Raw genomic sequence first — 20974 nt, 5'->3', positions numbered from 1 at the left:
TCATGGGTGCCGATATCTTCCCGGGATGGGCTACCCGCATCAGCGCCAATACGCCGAGCCCCTGCTGAGCATGCCGTCCTACACGGCGGCGTCCACGCTCAACGACACGACGCGGCAGCTTTGCGGCGCGCCCTATCTGGACGCCGAGTTCGCCAACGCGGTGATCCGCGAGGTGGTCGAGTCGGAGCGCAAGGCGGTGCCGCCGTCGTACGGGTTCGATCTCGACCCGGTCGTGCGGCACTGCCTGCGGGCCCGGCGGCTGCTGCTGATCCGCTACGCGATCGTCACCGGGCTGCTGGTCGCCGGGCTGTGCGCCAACCCGGTCGTGACGATCATGTGGCTGGTTCTCTGCGCCGCCGTGGTCGGGTTGCGGTCGTCCGCCGTTCGCGAGCTGCCCCGGCCGGTGCGGCTGGCCGGGCTGGCGGCGATCGGCGCGGTAGCGACCTGCTTTGTGGGCTACCTGCTGTTCCAGTTCCTGTTCGCGAGCCTGCTCGGGTCGATCGGGCTCTCGTCGAGCAGCGACCCGTTCGACGACTACGGCTCGTCGTCGCGCGACCTGAGCACCGTGTTCGCCAGCGGGGTGCAGACGGTCGTGCTGCTGGCCCCGATCGCGCTGGCGGTGGCCACGTTCCTGACGCTGTTCCTGTCCCGCCGCCACGCGTACGCGATCCTCACCACCGAGCTGGCCCCCGGCATCGCGCCCGTCGCCCCGCGCAGCACCAACCCGCGCGTCGAATGGCGGCTGGGAGTCGTCGCGGCGATGCAGCGCGGCAACATCTGCGTGCAGGACGTCGACCCGTTCGCCGGTGCGGGCTGGGTCGAGCACAGCTGGTCGTTCGCGACGTCGCTGCGCTCGGCCGACGGCGGCGGCCGGGTCACCCTCGACACGGCAGCGCTCAACCAGCGCGTACACCAGGCTGTTGTGAGGTTGCGCGACGAGAGCCTGACCGAGGGCGAGCGCATCCCCAACATCTACGTCGTCCCCTATGTGGCCGCCGACGGCAACCGCCGCAACGACGATCCGCTGATCGACCCGCAGACCCGCACCCCGCGCACGCTCGCCTCCCCCGAGACCATCGCGGCGATCATGCTCAGCCCTCAGGGAGGCCTGCGCCACTACCTGCGCGCTGTCGTCCCGGCGAACGGCAAGGAGATCCGCACGCCCGACGGCCGGCTCGTGCTGCCCGCGCAGGACTCCGGGATCGGCGTCACCGCCTTCATCCACCTGGCCGTCGAGGGCGGCATGCTCTACACCGAGTTCGTGTGCACGGTCATGCCGCAGGTACACCCGCTCTACCAGCTCGTCGACAACCTGCGCCCCGAGAACATCCCGACCCGCGCGGCCCTGCACACGTTGAGCGATTTCCTCCGCGACACCCTTCAAGCGCCGGCCCACCTCGTACGCCTCGGCTGGGACACGATGCGGCTGCCCGGACGGATGGCGCGTTCCACGCGGCGCGCCGACGAGTTCCGCTACTACGACTACGGCGCTCATTTCAGCGTCCGCGAGCTGGCCTCGCAGCGTCCGACGGTGAAGTTCCTGCAGATCCTCGACGGCGAGAAATACATCAAACTGCTCGACCGGGCCGTCACCGAGGCCGTCCTCGACTACCTCGACGAGCAGGGCGTCGACACCACCGAGCTGCGCAACGCGGTCACCACCGTGTCGATCGGCAACGCCACCTTCCACGGCGGCCAGCAGAGCTTCGGTGGCCGCAACACCAACGTCCAGAACAACGCCGCCCCGCGCGCGACCGGAGGAGGAACCCGTGCCTGACCCACAGATGAACTTCGGCAACCTGAACTTCAACGGCGGCATCCAGAACTTCGGCGGCGAGAACAGCAACACCCAGAACAACTACGCCGCGCCGGCCGATCAGGTGCGCGACCTGCTGGCCACGATCCGCGCCCAGCACCCCGACCAGGCGTACGCCGGTCCGGCCGTCACCGCCATCGAAGGCGAGATCGAATCGGGGACGCCGGAGGCCCGCGGCCGGGTGCAGACGCGCCTGCGTCAACTGGCCGAGTCGGCCGGCAGCACCCGTACGGTCGTGGAAGCGGCCGCCGCGATCGGCGCCATCGTCGCGACCCAGTGGCCGTTCTAGGGCGTCGGTGATCGAAGGCCGAGCCACTGTTCGGCGCCCCAGGCCTCGAACCGCTCCACCTCGGCGAACCCGAGCTTGGCGGCGAGCCGCATCGAGGCGACGTTGGCCGACTGGGTGAACAGGACGGTCGGCTCGCCTGGGAGGGCGCGGTCGAACCAGTCGAGCGCGGCCGCGCAGGCCTCGGTGGCATATCCGGAGCCCCACGCCTCCGGCAGGAACAGGTAGCCCAAGTCCGCCCGTCCCACGGCCGCCGGCCGCTGCCGCTCGGGCGGGCGCCGCAGCAGGACGTGGCCGATCATCGCCCCGTCGAGTTCGACGACGAAACTGCCGGGCCATTGCTCGGGTACGGCGGGCAGTTCGCGTTCGAGGTCGGCCCGCGGGCGGGGGCCGCCGAGATAGGTGTTCACCTCGGGCGAGGCCAGCAGCTCGACAAACGCGGGACGGTCGCGGGGCTCGGACGCGCGAAGCAACAGCCGCTCGGTCCGGATCGGCGCGGGCGGCCAGGCGACGGGTCCGAGCTCGGTCATGCCGGCCAGCCAAGCAGCCACCCCAGCAAAGATCAACCCCGGTCGCCGCATGCTTCGTCAGCCGCCGCATGCTTCGTCAGCCGCCGCATGCTTCCTCAGTCGACGCATGCTTCTCAGCCGCCACACGCTTCCTCAGTCGACGCATGCTCCTCAGTCGACGCATGCTCCTCAGTCGACGCATGCTCCTCAGCCGCCGCACGCTTCCTCAGTCGACGCATGCTTGCTCAGATGCGCTGGCGAGTGCGTGCCGGCAGGCCCAGGCCGGTGGCCACCGGGTTCCACTGGGCCAGGAAGGCTTCTTTGGCTGTGCCCGCGCGGCCGGAGGCGGCCTGGCCGCGGGCGTAGGCGGAGCGGCGAGCGGCGTTGTTCGCGCAACCGGCGGAGACTGTCGGCTCGGCCCACTGGACGTAGGCCACGTCGGCGTCGAGAGAGTGTTGCAGCGCGGCGGCCAGTGTGGATCGGATGGTCTCGCCGTTCGGCACGGCGGACAGCTCGGCCGCTCGCACCTCGGTCAGTTGGGCGTTGCGTTCGTCGCCGACCTCACGCATGTCGGCGAGGGCGCCGGCCAGGTCGCGGCAGCCGCCGATCCGCTCGATCGCGCTGTTGAGCTTGTCGCGACTGGCGCCGCTGCGGGCCAGTACGGCGTCGATGACCCCCGCCTGCTGACGCGGATCGGCGGTGACGGTCGGCTCCGCGGGCGTCGTGGTCGGGTCGGTCGTAGGGGTTGCCGGGTCAGTCGTGGGCGTCGCCGGACCGGTCGTCGCTGTCGTTGCCTGGGGCGCCTCGATCGCGGCCGGCTCCGGAGTCCTGTCTCGATAGACCACCAGGCCGACGACCAGCAGGATCAGCACGACGACCGACACTCCGGCGACGATCGGAAGCAGTTTTCGCCGCGGCGGCCGGTAGCCCTGAGGCGGTGGCTGTGGAAAACCCGGGCTGCCGGGAGGTGGCGGCTGGAAGCCCTCACTTGTGGAAGGCGGTGGTTGAAGATGCGGAGGGCCGGGCGGTTCCTCCCGTGGCGGCGGCTGAAAACCGTAAGCGCCGGGAGGCGGCGGGGCGGTGCTCAGCGAAGTGTTGCACCGGGCGCAGGCCGCGGCGCGGGGATCGTTGTCGAGGCCGCAGGTGGGACACACCATCCGGCAACCTTATCGATACACGTTCACCCCGGGTACGCCCGTAAGAGCGATAAGTGACGGCCGAAGGTGGGGCTCGGCGATCAAACCGTCGACGCTCGCGGCGACCAGGACAGGTGCGGAGAATGCACAACCTCGACACCCAACGTCACGGTTCGATCACATCCGATCGTGGTAGGCTCGCCGGAGCAGCAGCTTTGGTCTCCGTAGACGTCGTGGGCGCCTGATGGGTATCTGATCCTTCGGGTGCTTTATTTTTTCCCTCTTCGTTGGTGCGACGGTCGGCAAAGCGGCACGAGATGCCGCAGATCGCGGCGTCCCGGCTTTCGAGGGGGATCCATGGCTTCCGGAACTGTCAAATGGTTCAACGGCGAAAAAGGCTTCGGTTTCATCGCCCAGGACGACGGCGGAGCCGATGTCTTCGCCCATCACACCGCGATCGACGCGAACGGGTTCCGCAACCTGGAAGAGAACCAGCGGGTCGAGTTCGACGTCACTCAGGGACCGAAGGGTTTGCAGGCGGCCAACATCCGTCCGCTCTGACGGTCTCCGCGAGGCGGCCTGCCGGTTCGGCGGGCCGCCGCACGCGTTTCACCCCGAGACTCGAGAGAGCAGATCATGATTATTTTGAAGGAACGGGTTCTGACCGTACTGCGGGAGCGAGGTCAGTCCGTTCGAGCCGACTTCGTCGACCGCGAGCTGCCCGACCGCATCGACACCACGCGGCACGGCGGCCTCCTGTCGACCCTCCATCTCGACCTGGCCGAGCTGGCCGAGCCCGAGGTCGACGCCGAGCAGAACTGAGGCGCAGCACTGAGGCGCCCAGCAGAACTGAGGCGCCCAGCAAACTAAGGCGTCGCGCAGACTGAGGCCTCGCGCAGAAGCGGGCCTCAGCTGAGGATGCCCGAGCCGTGGGCGTCAGTTCGTGACCCAGTGCCCGGCGGCGTGTTCCGCACGCGCGGCCGGGCACAGCCCGCTTACCAGGCCACGACCCCCTGGGTGCTCGGCTGCAATGTCCCCACCTGCAGCGACGCCATCGTGATGTCGCTGTCCAGCCCGGGCGGGAAGCCCTCCAGCGTGGCCGCCGGCCCGTCGGTCGACGCCTGCAGGTTGAACCGCAGCCCGTTGCCGGCCGGGCACGACGACGACCCCTTGTCGCAGGTCTGCCACTTGATGCCTTCGAAAGCGTTGGTGCCCGGCGGCAACGTGATCGGTACGGCCCGCCCCGGCTGATTCACATCTTTCGTGGGCACCGGCACGGTCTCGTTCGCCGCGTTCGACAGCGAGATCGCCGCACGACCCTCGACCCGGCAGGCTTGCTTTGTGCGGTTCTCCACCGACACCAGCCCGCGCCGTGTCGTACCCGAAGCCTCCTGCATCGTCACGGTCACCGCCACGTCCTCGTTGCGGCACACCCGGACGACGGCACCCCCGGTCCCCGAGGAAGCGGCGGGCGGGGTCCCCGAGGAAACGGCAGGCGAGGTGGCCGGGGCAGCGGCGGACGTGGTGGCCGACGCGGCAACGGATGGCGTGGCGGAAGGGGCGGTCGAGGGTGCAGCGGCCGGCGAGCCGCAAGCCCCCGAAGCGAGCGCCAGCCCCACTCCGAGCACACCGAGAACCGCGTAGCGCATAGTCATCAAACCTCCAGGCCGCGAAACGTACGCCCCATGGTTACCCGCATGATCACCTCGCCAAAGGACGACACCGAGGGATGAACGTCACGGGGCGGCCGCCTTCCCCCGGCGGCGTGGAGGAAACGAGGCGACGCATTCTGCTGACCAAGTGCCCACGGATTGCTCACGCCGTGGCTTGAATATCGAAACTTGTGGATCTTAGCGTGCTGTTCAGGCCGCCCACGTAACCCGTGCGACGGCCGGATCGAGGGCTCATCCGCCTTGAATGGAGACAGCATGGCAACAGGTCCACAGCGTAGATCCAGGGTCAGATCCCTGCTCTGCGCAGGCGTGACGCTCGTCGTCGCGGGCGCGGCTCTTGTCGCGACCCCGGCCGGCGCTCAGGCCGCCCCCTCCCCCACGGCCAAGGACAAGATCCGCCCCGAGCTCGCCGCGCAGATGGCCGAGCGGGGCGGCGGCGATTTCTGGATCAGGTTCGGTGACAAGGCCGACCTGAGCGCGGCAACCAAGATCAAGGATTGGAACGAGCGCGGTACGGCGGTGGCCGCGGCGCTCAAGAAGTCGGCGGCGAGCAGCCAGTCGGGCGTGCGGGCCGAGCTCGACAAGGGCGGCGCGACCTACCAGACGTTCTGGGCCACCAACGCGATCAAGGTCAGCAAGGGTTCGGCCGCCATGGTCGAGAGCATCGCCAAGCGGTCCGAGGTCGAGGGCCTGTACGCCCCCACGAAGATCGAGGCCCCCAAGATCGACGCGGGTTCCCAGCAGAAGGCCGTGAACGCGGTCGAGTGGGGCATCGCGAACATCAACGCGGACGACGTCTGGTCGCAGTACGGCATCACCGGTGAGGGCGTGACGATCGCCAGCATCGACAGTGGTGTGCAGTACGACCACCCCGCGCTGGTCGGCACCTACCGTGGCAACAACGGCGACGGCACCTTCACTCACGACTACAACTGGTTCGACGCGGCCGGTTCGTGTTCGGCCGGCCCGTGTGACACCAACGGCCACGGCACCCACACGATGGGCACGATGATCGGCTCGACCGGGGCGAACCAGATCGGTGTCGCGCCGGGCGCCCGCTGGATCACCGCCAACGGCTGCTGCCCGTCCGACGCCGCGCTGGTGGAGTCGGGTCAGTGGATGCTCGAGCCGACCGACACGACCGGGGCGAACCCGGACGCGAGCAAGCGGCCGAACATCATCAACAACTCGTGGGGCACGATCAGCCCCTCGAACGAGCCGTTCATGGAGGACGTCACCAACGCCTGGACCGCGTCCGGCATCTTCGGTGTCTTCTCCAACGGCAACAGCGGCCCGGGCTGCCAGACGAGTGGGTCGCCTGGATCTCTGGCCAGCAACTACTCGGTCGGCGCGTACGGCGTCGACAACGTGATCGCCGACTTCTCGGCCCGCGGCGTCGGTCAGAACGGCGAGCTCAAGCCGAACGTGGCGGCTCCCGGCCTGAACGTGCGCTCGTCCTGGAACAACGGCGGTTACAACAGCATCAGCGGTACGTCGATGGCCGCGCCGCACCTGGCCGGGGCGATCGCACTGCTGTGGTCGGCCGCGCCCTCGCTCGTCGGTGAGGTGGCCGCGACCCGCGCGCTGCTCGACGACACGGCGACCGACACCGAGAACGCGCAGTGCGGTGGCAGCGCCGACGACAACAACGTCTTCGGTGAGGGCCGTCTCGACGCCCTCAAGCTGATCTCGCAGGCGCCGACCGGTGACTCGGGCACGCTCGCCGGCAAGGTCACCGACTCGGCGACGGGTGCGGCGATCGCGAACGCGACGCTGACCCTGACCGGCGCGGCCGACCGGCAGCTGGTCACCGGCACCGACGGCACCTACTCGACGCGGCTTCCCGCCGGCGACTACCAGGTCGCCGTGGCCGCGTACGGCTATGGCAGCAAGACGGTCGCGGTGACCGTCACCGCCGACCAGACCACGACGACCGACGTGGCGCTGGCCGCCGTGCCGACCGTCTCGGTGGGCGGCGCGGTCACCGACGGATCCGGTCACGGCTGGCCCCTTTACGCCAAGGTGACCGTCGCCGGCCCGGGTGGCGTCTCCGACTACACCACCCCGTCGAACGGCCGCTACAGCTTCAAGGTTCCGGCCGGGGCGACGTACAAGCTGACCTTCACGCCGCAGTACCCGGGCTACCAGACGGTGACCAAGGACGTGGTGGTCGGCTCGAAGAACGTGACCCAGAACGTGGCCGTGCCGGTCTCGACCGACGACTGCACCACGGCTCCGGGCTACGAGAACTCGACCAAGGGCGACTTCCAGCCGTTCGACGGCACGACCGCGCCGACCGGGTGGACCGTTGTCGACAACGCCGGCAAGGGCCAGGTCTGGTCGTTCCGCGACGAGAAGCAGCGCGGCAACAACACCGGTGGTGACGGCAACTTCGCCATCATCGACAGCGACGGCTACGGCTCCGGCAACACGCAGGACACCTCGCTGGTCAGCCCGGTCATCGACCTGACCGGCATCGACGCCCCGGTGATCCGCTTCGACCAGGAGTACCGCCAGTACGGCCAGGAGACCGGCGACGTCGACCTCAGCGTCGACGGCGGCGCCACCTGGACGAACGTTCTGAAGCAGAACACCAACGTGCCCGGCCCGAAGCGCACGACGGTCGCGATCCCGCAGGCCGCCGGCCAGTCTCAGGTGCAGGTGCGGTTCCACTACTACGACGGCTCGTTCGCCTGGTGGTGGAAGGTCGACAACGTGCTTATCGGCCAGCTCGAGTGCGTGCCGACCGACGCCGGCCTGGTCATCGGCCACGTCAAGGACGGCAACACCGGCGGCTACATCAACAACGCCACCGTCACCGACAAGAACGACGCGGCCGTGAAGGTCACGACCGTCGCCACGCCGGACGACACCGCCCTCGCGGACGGCTTCTTCTGGCTGCTGTCCAAGCCCGGCTCGCGCACCTTCGACGCCAAGGCCGGCAACTACGCCGGTGCCAGCGACACGGTCGACGTCGAGGCGGACTGGGTCAGCTCGGCGGCGTTCACGCTCGGCGCCGGCCGGCTCGAGGTCACCCCGGCCACGGTCAGCGCGGACATCCGCATGCCCGACGGCAGCGCGGCCAAGAAGTTCACCGTCACCAACACCGGCACCCAGCCGGTCGACGTGGAGTTCGGTGAGCGCAAGGGCGGCTTCGACATGCTCAAGGCCGACGGTTCGAAGTCGAGCCTGGGCGAGATCCTCGGTTCGAAGGGCGCCCCGTTGCAGCGACTGCAGACGGAGCTGTCCTTCGCGGCCAAGGCCGCCTCCAGCAAGAAGATCGCGGCGGCGCAGGACGGCCCGCTGGCCGAGCCGTGGACCAACATCGCCGAGTACCCGGCGGTCGTCATGGACAACCGGGTCGTCAACCTCGACGGCAAGGTCTACTCGATCGGCGGCACCAACGGCGGCGCGGCCTACAAGACCGGCCACGTCTACGACCCGGTCGCGCAGGCCTGGTCGCCGATCGCCGACCTTCCCGCGGCTCGCAGCGCGCTGACCCTGGGCGTCGTCGACGGCCAGATCATCGCCAGCGGTGGTTGGGGCGAGTCCGGCCCGGCCGCCGACACCTGGGCGTACGACCCGGGCGCGAACACCTGGACCGCCAAGGCGGACAACCCGGCGCCGCGCTCCGCGGCCGGTGTGGCGGTCGTCGACGGCAAGCTGTACGCCGTCGGTGGCTGCACGACCGCGAACTGCACGCCGATGTCCAACGACGTGGTCCGCTACGACGCGGGCAGCGACTCGTGGGAGACCGTCGCCGACTACCCGAAGTCGGTCGCCTTCGCCTCCTGCGGCGGCATCGACGGCGTTCTCTACTGCACCGGCGGCAACGACGGTGCGGCCTCGCAGAAGTCGAGCTACGCGTTCGACCCGGGCACCGGTGCCTGGACCGCGATCGCCGACGCTCCGGCCGACCAGTGGGCCAGCTCGTACGCCTCGGCGAACGGCAAGCTGCTCGTCGTGGGCGGCGTGCAGGCCGGCGCGGTCACCAACGCCGGCTTCGCGTACGACCCGGCCGCGGACTCGTGGGCCGCTCTGCCGAACGCCAACACGGCCCGGTACCGGGGCGCGGCGGCGTGCGGCTTCTACAAGGTCGGTGGCTCCTCCGGCGGCTTCAACCCGACGACCGGCGCCGAGGTGCTGCCCGGTCTGGAGGAGTGCGCCGCCGGTGGTGACGTGAGCTGGATGACGCTCGACAAGACGTCGGCCAAGCTCGCGCCGGGCACGAAGGTCACGGTCACCGTCGGCATCACCGCCTCGGTCGACCAGCCGGGCGCCTACACCGGCTCGGTCAACGTCAAGGAGAACACCCCGTACACGGTGGCTCCCGTCGGTGTCACGCTCAACGCTCTGCCCCCGAAGACCTGGGCGAAGCTGATGGGCACGGTCACCGGCGTTCCCTGTGGCGGCACCGGAGCTCCGCTGGCCGGCGCCACCGTCCAGGTCGACTCCTGGGCGTCGTCGCTGACGTTCGCCACGGACGCCGAGGGCAAGTACGCGTACTGGCTCGACAAGCGCAACAACCCGCTGACGCTGATCGCCGCCAAGGACGGCTGGAAGCCCCAGGCCCGTACCTCGAAGGTGAACCCGGCGGAGCCGAAGGTCGAGAACTTCGCTCTCGCCCCGGTCCGCTGCTGACGCGATAGAACGCCGGCCCGCCTGCATCGCGCAGGCGGGCCGGTTCGCTTCCGGAATGCATCAGCCGGAAAGCATCAGCCGGAGAACGTCAGAAGGAGAGCCGGATGCCGACGCCGCGAATGGCGTGGATGGTCGCCACCGCGCCGAGCCGGGCGAGCTTGGCGCGCACCCGCCGCACCATCGAGTGGATGTCGGAGCCCCGCCCGACGTGCTCGTTGCCCCACACCTCCAGATGCAGTTTCTCGTACGTCCACACGCGGCCGGGCGCCGCGACCAGGCAGCTCAGGAAGTCGTGCTCGAGGGGCGTCAGGTCGACCTCGCGGTCGAGCCAACGCAGCACGCGGCGGTCGGAGTCGATCTGCAGCCCGGACGGTGTCGTGGCGCTGGGCCCGGCGGGCGGCGCCACCACGTCGAGGAACTGCCGGGCCTGGTCGGCCGTCGACACGATGAGAAAAGCCTCGGTGCCCCCGAGGAGCTGGGCGAGTTTCTTGCGGGCATCCGGCGTGGAGGCGATGCCGATGGCCAACGTTGGGACCGCACTATCCGTCATGCCCCGCCTTCCGACAGCATTGTCGCTACCGATGGGTGACGATAAATCCGGCTTGTCACGATCTCGTTAACCGTTTCACAGTTATCCCCCGTGATACATCGAGCTAAGGCTATGTGAATTGCTCATTGTGGACGGTGGCGATCTTGCGCCATGTCATATCTCCGCCACGTGTGACACCCCTCAACGGGGACCGGCCCCGGACCCACAAGGGTCCGGGGCCGGTCGACGGAACGGGTCAGAGGTCCGCGGGTCCCGCCACGGTGGCCTCCTGCACGGCGTCGGTGCGCCGCTCCTCGGCCTTGGCGGTGTCGTCGTCGCCGCGCGGGGTGACCGCGGCACGAGCCGCCGAGCGGGCCGCCGCCGCAGCCGGGTCGGTGACAACTCCGCGACGGATCCGGTTGTTGTCGGCGATCGTGGCGACCGGGGTGTTGCCGGTCGCGGTCAGCACCCCGTCGATGATGTTGTCGTCGACGGTGACGCCGCCCGTGGTGCTGGTGACGCTGACGTCCTTGCCGAAGTAGCCGCCGGAGGCGCAGGAGTCGAGTCCGCCGTTCGGGCCGATCTGCACCCCGCCGAGGTTGCCGGCCCAGGTCGCCTTGCCCTTGACCGAGCTGCCGCAGACGACGCTGCCGGTGGCGCTGTTGAGCACCGAGAGCGAGCCGTCGACGAACGAGTCGTGCAGGTCGGTGTAGTAGGTGCCGGTGCTGCTGACGTTGCCGGTGACCGACGAGTTACGGTCGAGCCGCACCTCACCGGCCTGCACGTTGACGCTGCCGGTGATCTCGGTGCCCTCGGCGAACAGGAAGCTGTCGACGGTCGTCGTCCCCTTCGGGCGTACGGTGACCGAACCGCTCTTGGCGTCCTTGAGGTAGACGCCGTAGCCGCCCGCGGCCAGCACGACCACGCCGGAGACCTCGGTGTCGGAGGCGTCGAAGTAACCGTTGCCGGCCACCCGCACCTCACCGGCCAGCTTGCCGCCGGTGATGACCAGGTTGCCGCCCGCGGCGACGCTGACGTTGCCGGTGACGATGGTCCCGGTCAGCGAGCACGACTCGCCGGCCGGAACGTACAGGTCGTTCGGCACGGTGACCGCGCCGCCGGTGCCGATGCAGTGGGTGACCAGCCCGGCATTGGCGGCCGGGGCGGCGCCGAGCAGCGCGGCGGCGGTCACGGCGGCGGTGAGGCTGGCAAGAAGGACGGGCCGTCGGGCCATGGCGGTTCTCCCTTGGGTGTGGTTTCTCATGAGCCGATGTCCGATCGGGCGGCCGCGCGGACGATCGTGCCCTGCTGCCGCTTGGTGAGCGTGCCGCCGGTGACCAGCGCGGCGGTGACACTCTCGACGTGCCGGACGAAGGCGGCGTGGTCGGGATAGTCGCCGTGCTCGGCGATCAGGTCGTTGATGGTGCAGCCGTCGCCGGTGTCGGAGTTCGGGACGCCGGTGTTGTCGCCGTCGATCACGACCGTGGGACGGGTGTCGGAGACCTCGCAGCCGTCGTCGCCCGAGGCGACCACGTTGAAGCTCACCGACTCGGCGGCCGAGGTGTTGCCGGCCGCGTCCGTGGCCCGGGCCCGTACGGTGTGAGCGCCGAGCCCGGTCACGACGACCGGTGCGGCATACGTCGTCCAGGCGCCGCTGTCCAGGGCGTACTCGATCTTGGAGACGGCCGACTCGGAGTCGGTCGCCGCGACGGTCACGGTGGCCCGGCCGACGTACGCGTCGTTCTCGTTCTGCTCGCCGGCCACGGTCAGCTCGACCGTCGGCGGGGTGGTGTCGGGCTCCTGCGGCTCGACGATCGTGAAGTGCGACATCTGCTCGGCCGACACGTTGCCCGCGTTGTCGACCGCCCGGAAGTGCAGCATGTGCATCCCGGCGTCGGGCACGACGATCGGGGCCGTGTACGTCACGTACGGGTCGCCGTCGAGCGAGTACTCGATGCGGGCCACACCCGAGTCGGCGTCGGACGCGGTGAGCGTCGCGGTGACCGTACCGATGTAGTTGCCCGTGCCGTCCCGGTCACCGGCCAGGTTCACGGCCGCCGTCGGCGGGGTCGTGTCCTCGTCCGGCTCGGGCGCGACCACCGTGAACTGCAGCGTGCCGACCGCCGAGACGTTGCCCGACTTGTCGGTGGCCCGGTAGCGCACGGTGTGGGCGCCGAGGGCCGTCACCGCGAACGGTGCGGTGTAGGCCCGGAATCCAGCGCTGTCGAGGTCGTACTCGACGGTGTCGACGCCCGACTCGCTGTCGGACGCGGCGACCGAGACGGTAGCCGTACCGATGTAGTTGCCGTTGCCGTCGCGGGTGCCGGCCGCCTGCGCGGTCACCGTCGGGGCGGTGGTGTCCTCGGTGGGCTCGCCCTCGGTGACGGTGAACTCGCCGACCATCGTGAGGTGCCCGGGGATCGAGCAGAAGTAGCGGTAACGGCCCGGGGTCAGCGTGACGGTGGCCTGGTTGCGGCCGTTGTTCGCGTCGAACGGATTGGACAGGATGTTCAGCGAGACGTCGTGGTTGTAGCCCGCGGTCGACGTGTCGAAGGTCAGCGTGTGCGGCATGCCGGTGTTGTTGCCGGTCGCCTCGCTGTTCTCGAAGACGATCGTGGTCTCGCCGGCCACCGCCTGGGTGGGGGCCGACTTGTAGGCGGTGACGCTGTTGTCAGCCGTCCAGTTCAGGACCTGGGCGGCGGCGGCCTTGGGGGCCGGTGCGGCGGGGGCGGCGCCCGCCGGGGCCACGAGGGCCCCGACGAGCAGCGTCAATGCCCCGATGAAGGCGGGGATTCTCAAAGCGCACGCACCCGGACGTCCCGGAACTCGGCCAGGTCGTTGTCGCCGTGGTTCTGCAAACCGATCAAACCTTCCGTGAACTGCCGCAGGTCGGTCGGCGGGTCACCGGCGCGCGAGGACTGCTTGCCGGGGGTGTTGTCGAACTCGTTGATGACCACGCCGTTGCGGATGATCGTGTAGTGCTGGCCGACCACGCGGACCTCGTACCGGTTCCACACGTTCTTGGCGGTGGGGTTGGCCGCGCTCATCGGGTTCGGGTCGAAGTTGTAGATCGAGCCGGTCTTCTGCGGTTCACCCGTCTCGCCGTCGTAGATCTGGATCTCGTGACCGCAGTAGATGGCCACCCAGGCCTGCGAGGTGCGAGCCGAGCCGATCGTGCCGCAGCTGCCGGCCGGACGCTGGTCGAGCGGGATGCGCGGGTCGGGGAACCGGGTGAAGACCCCGGTGTTGGCCCGCCCCGTGCCCGGCGCGATGTCGCGGAACTGCAGCGTGAGCGAGAAGTCCTTGAACGGCTTGGTGTAGTACAGCATCCCGAGCCCGCCGCTGGGCCGCAGCGACCCGTCCGGCTGGATCGAGAACTGCCCGGTCGGCGCCTGCGCCCAGTCGACGAGCGACTCCGGCGTGCCGTTGTAGATGGACTCGTAACCGGTGTGGCCCTCACGGCCGATCGGCGACGAGGCCGCCGAGCGGGTCAGGGTACCGGCCTCGCGACCGTTGATCACGTCGTCGTCCTGCAGCGACTCGGCGACGTCGGTGACGTGCCGGACGAACGCGTCGTGAGTCGGCCAGGTGCTCTCGTCGTCGATCAGGTCGTCGATCGTGCAGCCCTGCCCCACGGTGCGGTTCGGCACCTTGGTGTCGGTCGCGTCCAGGCGTACGGTCGTGACGTTGTCCGGCACCTCGCAACCGGCAGTGACAGCGACCTGCACCGTCTCGGTCTTGCCCCCGGCATAGGCCACCGTCAGCGTCGCGTTGTAGACCCCGACCTTGGCGTACGTGTGACGCGGGTTCGCCTCGGTCGAGGTGCTCCCGTCACCGAACGTCCACTTGTGCGACAGGCCGCCCGAGCGGGACCCGTTGAACGCCACCGTCAGCGGCTTGTTCTGCACGGCCACCGCGAGCGCGGCCGGCGTCGGCGTCGCCGCGCCACCCTGGTAGGTGATGCGGATCAGCTTCTGGTTGCTGTGCAGGCTGAAGAAGCCGCCCGCGTAGTCGAGCATGTAGAGCGCGCCGTCCGGTCCGAACTTGGCGTCCATCCAGGACTGCAGCGTGGTGCTGGTGCCACCGGCCGGGATGATCGACCGCAGCGACTCGGCGAACGCCGGCGGGGTGTGCGTCGGCACGCCGGCCGGGTCGACCGTGACCGCGATGCGGTTCTGGGAGTTCGACTGGTCACCGATGAGCCACTTGTTGTCCCAGTACGACGGCCACGCGACAGTGCTCTTCGGGTCGACCAGATCCTTGTGGAAGGTCGGGCCCGACATGATGGCCTGGCCGCCGCCGCGCAGGTAGGGCTGCGTGTAGGTGGCGTCCGCGGCGACGTAGGTCGGGATGTCGCTGCCCGCGCGCTTCGGGAAGATCGGGCCGCCGCCGTCCGGCGAGTACCAGATCATGTTGTCCTTGATCGGCGGCAGGTCGGTCAGACCCGTGTTGCGCGGCGACTCGTTCTTCGGCGCGTCGCAGTCGTACCAACCGGTCAGCGTCTGCGCGTTCGTGTTGCTGCGGTCGCGGTACGGCTGCCGGTTGCCCATGCAGTACGGCCAGCCGTGGTTGCCCGCCTCGGTGATGATCGTGGCGGTCTCGTACTTGGCCGGGCCCAGCTCCGGGCTCGGCGAACCGGCGTCCGGTCCGACCCAGCCGGCGGTCAGCCACTGCTTCTTCTTGTCGATCTGCAGGCGGGCGATGTTCCGTACGCCCATCACGTAGATCTCGGGGCGGGTCTTCTCGGTGCCCGGCGCGAACAGGTTCCCCTGCGGGATCGTGTAGGTGCCGTCCGCCTCGGGGTGGATACGGATGATCTTGCCGTTCAGGTCGTTCGTGTTACCGGCGGTACGCCGCGCGTCCTGGAACGACAGACCCTGGTAGTCCTGGGTCCAGTTGTTGCCCGAGTAGCCGCTGGAGCCGCCCGACGAGTTGCTGTCACCGGAGCCGACGTACAGGTTGCCCTTGTCGTCGAAGGCCATGCCACCACCGGCGTGGCAGCAGCTGTGGATCTGCACCGGCCACTTGATCAGGTCCTTGCGGGTGCTCTGGTCGATCGTCTGGGCGGCCTTGTCGTAGGTCAGCCGCGAGACGGTGCGGTAACCGATCCGCTTGTCCCGGTCGATCGACTCGTGCGGCATCCAGTAGACGTAGAGCCAGCCGTTCTCGGCGAACTTCGGGTCGGGCTCGATGCCGAGCAGACCCTCCTCGTTCTTCTGCAGCTCGTCGCCGCTGCCGCGGTTGCCCATGACCTTCAACGTGGTCAGCAGCTTGACCGACTTGGTGGCCGGGTCCCACGAGTGGATGGTGCCGCAGCCGAGGCCCACGTTCGGGTCGGTCCACGGGACCACCGGGCCGGTCGGGCAGGCCGCCTTGCCGACGTAGAACACCGTGCCGTCGGGCGTGACGGTCAGGCCGTGCGGTTCACCGATCTGGTCGAGCTCACCGGTCTTGTTGGTCGCGGTCAGCCGCTCGACCTTGTAGTTGGCGGCGATCGTGGCCTTGCAGTCACCGCGGACGATGCCGCTGGTCCAGCCGAGCGCGCCGGTCAGGTGCTTGCGGAACGCCTCCTCACCGTACGAGCCCTCGGTGTGGCCCATGCCGGTGTAGAAGGAACGACCACCCTCGAAGTCACGGCACCAGGAGATGGCGTGGAACGGGCCGTTCGCGCCCTGGCCGGCGTTGTAGTGACGCTCCTCGACCTGGGCGAGCGTGTGGACCGTACCGACCGGGTTGGTGTTCCAGTTGTACCAACGGTCCGAACGGGTCACGTTCAACGGCAGACCCGCGGTCGCCGGGTGCTGGCGGTCCAGGATGTTCACCACGGCCTGGTTCACCGCGGGCGGCGGCGGGGGCTCGGCGTTGCCGGTGAACAGACGCAGGTCGGCCAGCTGGATCAGCGGCTCACCGGCGTTGGCCGTGATGTTCAGGCGGTAGTGCCGGAACTCGCGGGGCTGCGCGATGTCGAACCGCTTGGTCTGGAACCGCTCCGGGAACGTCTGCCCGGTGCGGCGGTCGAGGTCGGTCCAGGCCTGCCCGTCGGCCGAACCCTGCAACGTCCAGTCCTTCGGGTCGCGCCCGTCGAAGTCGTTGGCCGACGTCAGGGCGTACCCGGTGATGGTCTTGGGCGCGGCCAGCTGGTAGGCCACCCAGCCGGTGTTGGTGCGCACCAGCCACTTGGTGTTGGAGTCGCCGTCGGTCAGCTTCTCCTTGGTCTCGCTCGGTGGGTTGTCGCCGTTCGCGGTGACCGTCTGCACCGGCTCGGAGACCGGGATCGCCCCGGCCGGGCGCGCGCCGATCAGACCGGTGAACCAGTTCGAGTCGATCTGCGCCTTGGCCGCGTCACCGATGCCGAGGAAGCCGTTGCCGGCCTTCACGTACGCCTGCAGGGCCGCCTCCTGGGCACTGCTCAGCGTGATGCCCTCGGCCGAGAGAAAGACCACGGCACGGTACGAGGCCAGGCTGCTCGCGCTGAACACGGCCGGATCGGAACTGGCCGTGACGGTGAGCCCCTGAGCCGTACCGAGTTCCTTGATGGTCTGGGTCGCCCTGGTCACCGGGTCCTGCTGCGCGGCGGCGGCGCCCGAGAAGACGAGCACCCCCGGGGCTGCGGGCGCGGCCGCCTGCTGGGCGGCTGTCGCCTCCCGTGGCGGCGCGGCGCCGGTGACGAGTACCGCGGCCATGGCGATGGCCGCGGCTCTTCTTAGCCTCATGAGCCAGTCCCTCCGTGTGCGTGGGTCTCCGCGTTCTGGGCGTTCTGGGCTGCTTTTTGAGCGGCTGCGTGCTGGTGGCCCTGGAAGCGGTCGATCGCCTCCTGGGCGCCGGGCGGCATGGTGCCGTCGGCGTTGCGTACGAGGAAGACGCCGGCCATCCCGCCGTCGGAGTGGCCCTGGACGTGGCAGTGGTACATCCACGCGCCCGGACCGACGGCCTCACCGGCGATGACCTGGAAGCCGAACGCGTTGCCCGGGTTCAGGTCCTTGTTGTCGATCACCTGGCTGGGGTCGGTCAGGCTCTCGAGATAGCCGGTGCGGTTGTCGGCCCAGCGGTGCGCGTGCAGGTGGAACGTGTGGAAGAAGTTGCCGTGGCCGATCGCGATCCACTCGACCTTCTCGCCGAGGTTGGCCTCGAACATGGGCGTGTTCGGCGCGACCTTGTTGTTGATCGTCATGTCGTTGAAGACCACGGTGAACTGCTTGTCGGGCAGGATGTCGCCGCGCCGCCGCACGATCAGCGCCCCGTACAGGCCCCTGATCAGGCCGCCGGTGCCGTGGTCGCCGCCCAACGCGTGGTCGTGGTAGTGCCAGTAGCCGGCGCTGCCCGGCGTGAACCGGCGGCCGGTCGTGGCGGTCATCTCGTGCGAACGCCAGATGTACTTGCGGGTCTCGCCCGGGTTGTTGAACGAGCCGTTGAACGGCGCCCCGTCCGAGTCGGTGCTGTAGTCGACACCGTGGGGGTGGATGGAGAGCCGCTGGTTCGTCGTGTTGACCAGGGTGATCTCGAGCGTGTCACCCTCGTACATCTCCAGCACCGGGCCGGGGACCGTCGCTCCGCCCGGGGTCAGGCCGTAGCCGACCTGGTTGTTCGGCAACGCCTCGGCGTAGATCGTGATCTTCTTGGTCACCCCCGCGGCGGCGCGGGCGGGCTCGGACCTGGTCGTGGTCGCCACGGTGACCGCGCCGGCGGTCAGGCCGAGGACCCCGGCCGCGGCGAGCAGGTTCCGGCGGGGAAGGTGGGCTTGCCGTTCCCCGTTGACAACGTTGTCGTCTGTCATGCGCGTCCTCCGGCGCCACCGGAGCGAACCGGAGACGCCATCGAGTCGGGAGCAGGGTTGTGCGTTGCGGGAGTCCGCCCGAGCGCGGGCCCGTCGGCCACAGCGCTGCCACGCCTCCGCCCGTCGGCGGGTGCGTGTGTTACGAACTTTTCTCAGAGAAATCAAAACTTCGGTCTGATGTGAGCAACTTATGACTCACATCGACGAAAGTAAAGGTCCTCCAGAAGAAAGTGGACGGTCTGCGGAAGGCCCTGGTGTTACCGGGAAGTATCGACAATGATGACTGCCGCTCGGTCGCGCGAGGGGCCCCTGCGGGGCTTGAGCCGGTAGGAATATGGCCCTGAGGTCCGCGCTCGCGAACGCGGCTCGGCACGCGGGTTGCTGCGCCGTGAGCGGTGACCCTGGCGCGAAGGGCCGCGAGTCGAACGCGGCGAACCGAGCCCCACGGCCAGAACAACCCGGACCGAACACGGCGAACCGAGCCCAACAGGCGGAACAACCGGGGCTGAACACGGCGAACCGAGCCCCACAGCCAGAACAACCCGGGCCGAACAAGGCGAGCCGAGCCCCACGGACAGAACGACCAGGGTCGAGCACTGCGGGCCGAGCGCCCTGGCCGGCCGACGCACGCTCGGCTCGAAGTCGCCAACCGGGCGCCGAGCCCGACAGCGGGAAACATCCCCTGCCGACGGGAGCAGCGGGCGCGGCGCGGCATGCAGCGCCGGCTCACGTTTGAGCCGCTGCGCAACGCCGCGCACCCGCGCCATGAGAGCTCCCCACACCAGGCGACCCCCGCAGTCTCCTCCCGGCCCGAGGCAGAGTCCACTGTCTTACTTCTATATATACAAAACTCGATGGCTTGCTTGCCGGGGCCGTGCAATCAAGAGCGGGCCGTCGAGCGTCAAGGCAGAACAGGCGCGGCGATTGGGCCAGGCGGCCGACGGGCGAGCCAAGCGGCGCGCGGGGCACGGGTGTGCCGGCGCGCGATAGGCCCGGCGCGCGATAGGCCCGGCGCGCGATAGGCCCAGACGCGATAGGCCCAGACACGGTGGACCCGGACGCGGCGGACCCGAACGCGGCGGACCCGAACGCGCAGGCCCTCGCCGAGCTCCCCTGCCCGGGGCTGCCTTCCAGTGCATCGCAGGCCAGTGCACCGCAGGCCAGTGCACCGCAGGCCAGTGCACCGCAGGCCAGTGCATCGCAGGCCAGTGCATCGCAGGCCAGTGCATCGCAGGCCAGTGCATCGCAGGCCAGTGCATCGCAGGCGAGTGCATGAATTGCTGAATCGGTTTGGACTCTTGCCTCGCGGTCCCATCCAACTGTCCATGCCGGACATGCGAGTCAAGCTTGGGCATCGTTCACTCCCGCGCCGCTGACCGGAGCAACGTTCGCCGCGGATGCCGAGCCCGCGCGTTGCGGCTCGACGAGACCGAGAGATCGTCGGCGGCCCCTGGAGAGGGCTCGGCTTCGGGAGAGCGGTTGCGGGATGGCCACGCAGGCTCAGGCCTCAACGTCAGGAAATCAGGCCCCTCCCATCCATGATCAATGCGAGATCCTGGATACAGGCACATGGAAGCCGATTGAGACCCCTACAGCCAGGATGAGCTGGTCGCCCAAGCAGACAAGGGCCCGAATCCCTGGAAATAGGAAAGCCGACATGCGATCAACAAGAACGGCGCCGTCGCCCGCCCGACGCCTCAGCCCGATATGTCCGGCAAAGTCGATACGTCGAGCAGAGGTAGGTCGGCCGGTTGGCAGAAACGGCGTGTCCCGTAGAGACGAACAGAAACGAAGATTCCTCGGGGAGGGGCGGCCGGCGTGGCTTCGCTCGCCACGCAGGTCGACCCGCGGGCAGATGGTTCATCGCCGACGCGCATCAATAGATCGCCACGAGCAACGCGATCAGGCCGACCACCGACGACTGGCGACCGCCGCCCCGCGTCAACAGATCGCCACGAGCGGCGCGATCGGGTCGACCACGACGACTGGCGACCGCCGACGCGGGGCGGCAGTTCGTCGTGAGCCGTGTGCGGTCTGGTCGGCTGGGGGCCGACACGCCGGAGTGAGCACCTGCCGAACGGCCGCTTCAGCAGGTCATGGCGGCGGGAGTTGGATCGGCGCGCCGAGGGGCGGGAGGGTCGTGACTGTGGGCGCACTCACCGTGCTAGGCTAGCCCCGTTGCAGTTTTGATTTCCTGAGACGTTTCGACGCCTGACGGGCATCTCGGCCCGGCAGGCGTTTTTTGTTTTCGTCGGCAGTTTCGGTTTTTCACACCGGGGATCAACACGGCGACATGAGCCGTCGCACGGTGCGGCGGTTCACAGTCGGCAAGGAGAAAAATCGTGACTACCGGTGTCGTCAAGTGGTTCAACAGCGACAAGGGTTTTGGGTTCATCACGCCGGACGACGGCGGCGCTGACGTGTTCGCCCACTTCTCGGCGATCGCGACGTCGGGCTACCGCAGCCTCGACGAGAACCAGCGTGTCGAGTTCGACGTGGCCCAGGGCGCCAAGGGCCCGCAGGCGGAGAACATCCGCCCGCTCTGACCCGAACTGCCCGGCCGCCGTCAGGTGGCCGGGCTTGGTGGCGGCCGGTTCGCCCATGGTTGAG

Annotated in this window: 14 protein-coding genes; 6 read left to right on the top strand and 8 right to left on the bottom strand. The window is 69.2% G+C overall.

From position 1 onward, the window contains the following. Positions 1 to 25 precede the first annotated feature (25 nt). Both EER30_RS12715 and EER30_RS12710 read left to right on the top strand, forming a co-directional pair. On the top strand, positions 26 to 1777 hold the full coding sequence (locus EER30_RS12715; protein ID WP_127500595.1) for an AbeC-like domain-containing protein: 1752 nt from the start codon (positions 26 to 28) through the stop codon (positions 1775 to 1777). Continuing rightward, positions 1770 to 2105, top strand: coding sequence for a hypothetical protein (locus EER30_RS12710; RefSeq protein WP_127500594.1), 336 nt, complete (start codon positions 1770 to 1772; stop codon positions 2103 to 2105). The genes EER30_RS12715 and EER30_RS12710 overlap by 8 nt, the downstream gene beginning before the upstream one ends. On the opposite strand, the gene EER30_RS12705 is transcribed toward EER30_RS12710, so the two are convergent. Both EER30_RS12705 and EER30_RS12700 read right to left on the bottom strand, forming a co-directional pair. Further along, on the bottom strand, positions 2102 to 2653 hold the full coding sequence (locus EER30_RS12705) for a GNAT family N-acetyltransferase (protein WP_205650207.1): 552 nt from the start codon (positions 2651 to 2653) through the stop codon (positions 2102 to 2104). The genes EER30_RS12710 and EER30_RS12705 overlap by 4 nt on opposite strands. Positions 2654 to 2856: 203 nt before the next feature. After that, complete coding sequence (locus EER30_RS12700; protein WP_127500593.1) at positions 2857 to 3495, bottom strand: hypothetical protein; 639 nt, start codon at positions 3493 to 3495, stop codon at positions 2857 to 2859. A gap of 609 nt (positions 3496 to 4104) precedes the next feature. Between EER30_RS12700 and EER30_RS12695 the strand changes: the two genes are divergently transcribed. Beyond that, entirely contained in the window at positions 4105 to 4308 is a 204-nt protein-coding gene (locus tag EER30_RS12695; protein WP_127500592.1) for a cold-shock protein, read from the top strand. 75 nt (positions 4309 to 4383) lie between these two features. Continuing rightward, a complete protein-coding gene (locus tag EER30_RS12690) occupies positions 4384 to 4569 on the top strand; it encodes a hypothetical protein (RefSeq protein ID WP_127500591.1) in 186 nt (61 codons plus the stop codon). A 173-nt stretch (positions 4570 to 4742) separates the two neighbouring features. Here EER30_RS12690 and EER30_RS47025 read toward each other — a convergent pair whose 3' ends face one another. Further along, positions 4743 to 5402: a DUF4232 domain-containing protein gene (locus EER30_RS47025; protein ID WP_164842302.1), complete on the bottom strand. Its 660-nt coding sequence runs from the start codon at positions 5400 to 5402 to the stop codon at positions 4743 to 4745. A 327-nt stretch (positions 5403 to 5729) separates the two neighbouring features. On the opposite strand from EER30_RS47025, the gene EER30_RS12675 reads away from it, so the two are divergent. Next, entirely contained in the window at positions 5730 to 10061 is a 4332-nt protein-coding gene (locus tag EER30_RS12675; protein WP_240669979.1) for a S8 family serine peptidase, read from the top strand. Positions 10062 to 10149: 88 nt separating this feature from the next. On the opposite strand, the gene EER30_RS12670 is transcribed toward EER30_RS12675, so the two are convergent. The 5 genes from EER30_RS12670 to EER30_RS12650 form a co-directional block, all read right to left on the bottom strand. Further along, positions 10150 to 10587 carry a winged helix-turn-helix domain-containing protein gene (locus EER30_RS12670; protein ID WP_240669978.1) on the bottom strand — a complete coding sequence of 146 codons (438 nt, stop codon included), beginning with the start codon at positions 10585 to 10587 and terminating at the stop codon, positions 10150 to 10152. A 259-nt stretch (positions 10588 to 10846) separates the two neighbouring features. After that, a complete protein-coding gene (locus EER30_RS12665) occupies positions 10847 to 11824 on the bottom strand; it encodes a hypothetical protein (protein WP_127500586.1) in 978 nt (325 codons plus the stop codon). A gap of 26 nt (positions 11825 to 11850) precedes the next feature. After that, positions 11851 to 13389, bottom strand: a complete 1539-nt coding sequence (locus EER30_RS12660; RefSeq protein ID WP_240669977.1) for an OmpL47-type beta-barrel domain-containing protein — start codon at positions 13387 to 13389, stop codon at positions 11851 to 11853. Continuing rightward, on the bottom strand, positions 13386 to 17303 hold the full coding sequence (locus EER30_RS12655) for a ThuA domain-containing protein (protein WP_127500585.1): 3918 nt from the start codon (positions 17301 to 17303) through the stop codon (positions 13386 to 13388). Before EER30_RS12655 ends, EER30_RS12660 begins: the two co-directional genes overlap by 4 nt. Next, positions 17300 to 18364: a multicopper oxidase domain-containing protein gene (locus tag EER30_RS12650; protein ID WP_127500584.1), complete on the bottom strand. Its 1065-nt coding sequence runs from the start codon at positions 18362 to 18364 to the stop codon at positions 17300 to 17302. The genes EER30_RS12655 and EER30_RS12650 overlap by 4 nt, the downstream gene beginning before the upstream one ends. A 2342-nt stretch (positions 18365 to 20706) precedes the next feature. Between EER30_RS12650 and EER30_RS12640 the strand changes: the two genes are divergently transcribed. Further along, positions 20707 to 20910 carry a cold-shock protein gene (locus EER30_RS12640; protein WP_127500582.1) on the top strand — a complete coding sequence of 68 codons (204 nt, stop codon included), beginning with the start codon at positions 20707 to 20709 and terminating at the stop codon, positions 20908 to 20910. Positions 20911 to 20974 lie beyond the last annotated feature (64 nt).

The organism is Actinoplanes solisilvae (assembly GCF_003999975.1).
GTDB lineage: Bacteria > Actinomycetota > Actinomycetes > Mycobacteriales > Micromonosporaceae > Actinoplanes > Actinoplanes solisilvae.
This window is presented reverse-complemented; position numbering and strand designations above follow the sequence as displayed.

Excerpts from the sequence above, each read along its gene's own strand:
- EER30_RS47025 (WP_164842302.1), bottom strand. The coding sequence starts at position 5,402 with ATGACTATGCGCTACGCGGTTCTCGGTGTGCTCGGAGTGGGGCTGGCG.
- EER30_RS12650 (WP_127500584.1), bottom strand. The coding sequence starts at position 18,364 with ATGACAGACGACAACGTTGTCAACGGGGAACGGCAAGCCCACCTTCCC.
- EER30_RS12690 (WP_127500591.1), top strand. The coding sequence starts at position 4,384 with ATGATTATTTTGAAGGAACGGGTTCTGACCGTACTGCGGGAGCGAGGT.
- EER30_RS12655 (WP_127500585.1), bottom strand. The coding sequence starts at position 17,303 with ATGAGGCTAAGAAGAGCCGCGGCCATCGCCATGGCCGCGGTACTCGTC.
- EER30_RS12695 (WP_127500592.1), top strand. The coding sequence starts at position 4,105 with ATGGCTTCCGGAACTGTCAAATGGTTCAACGGCGAAAAAGGCTTCGGT.
- EER30_RS12715 (WP_127500595.1), top strand. The coding sequence starts at position 26 with ATGGGCTACCCGCATCAGCGCCAATACGCCGAGCCCCTGCTGAGCATG.
- EER30_RS12665 (WP_127500586.1), bottom strand. The coding sequence starts at position 11,824 with ATGGCCCGACGGCCCGTCCTTCTTGCCAGCCTCACCGCCGCCGTGACC.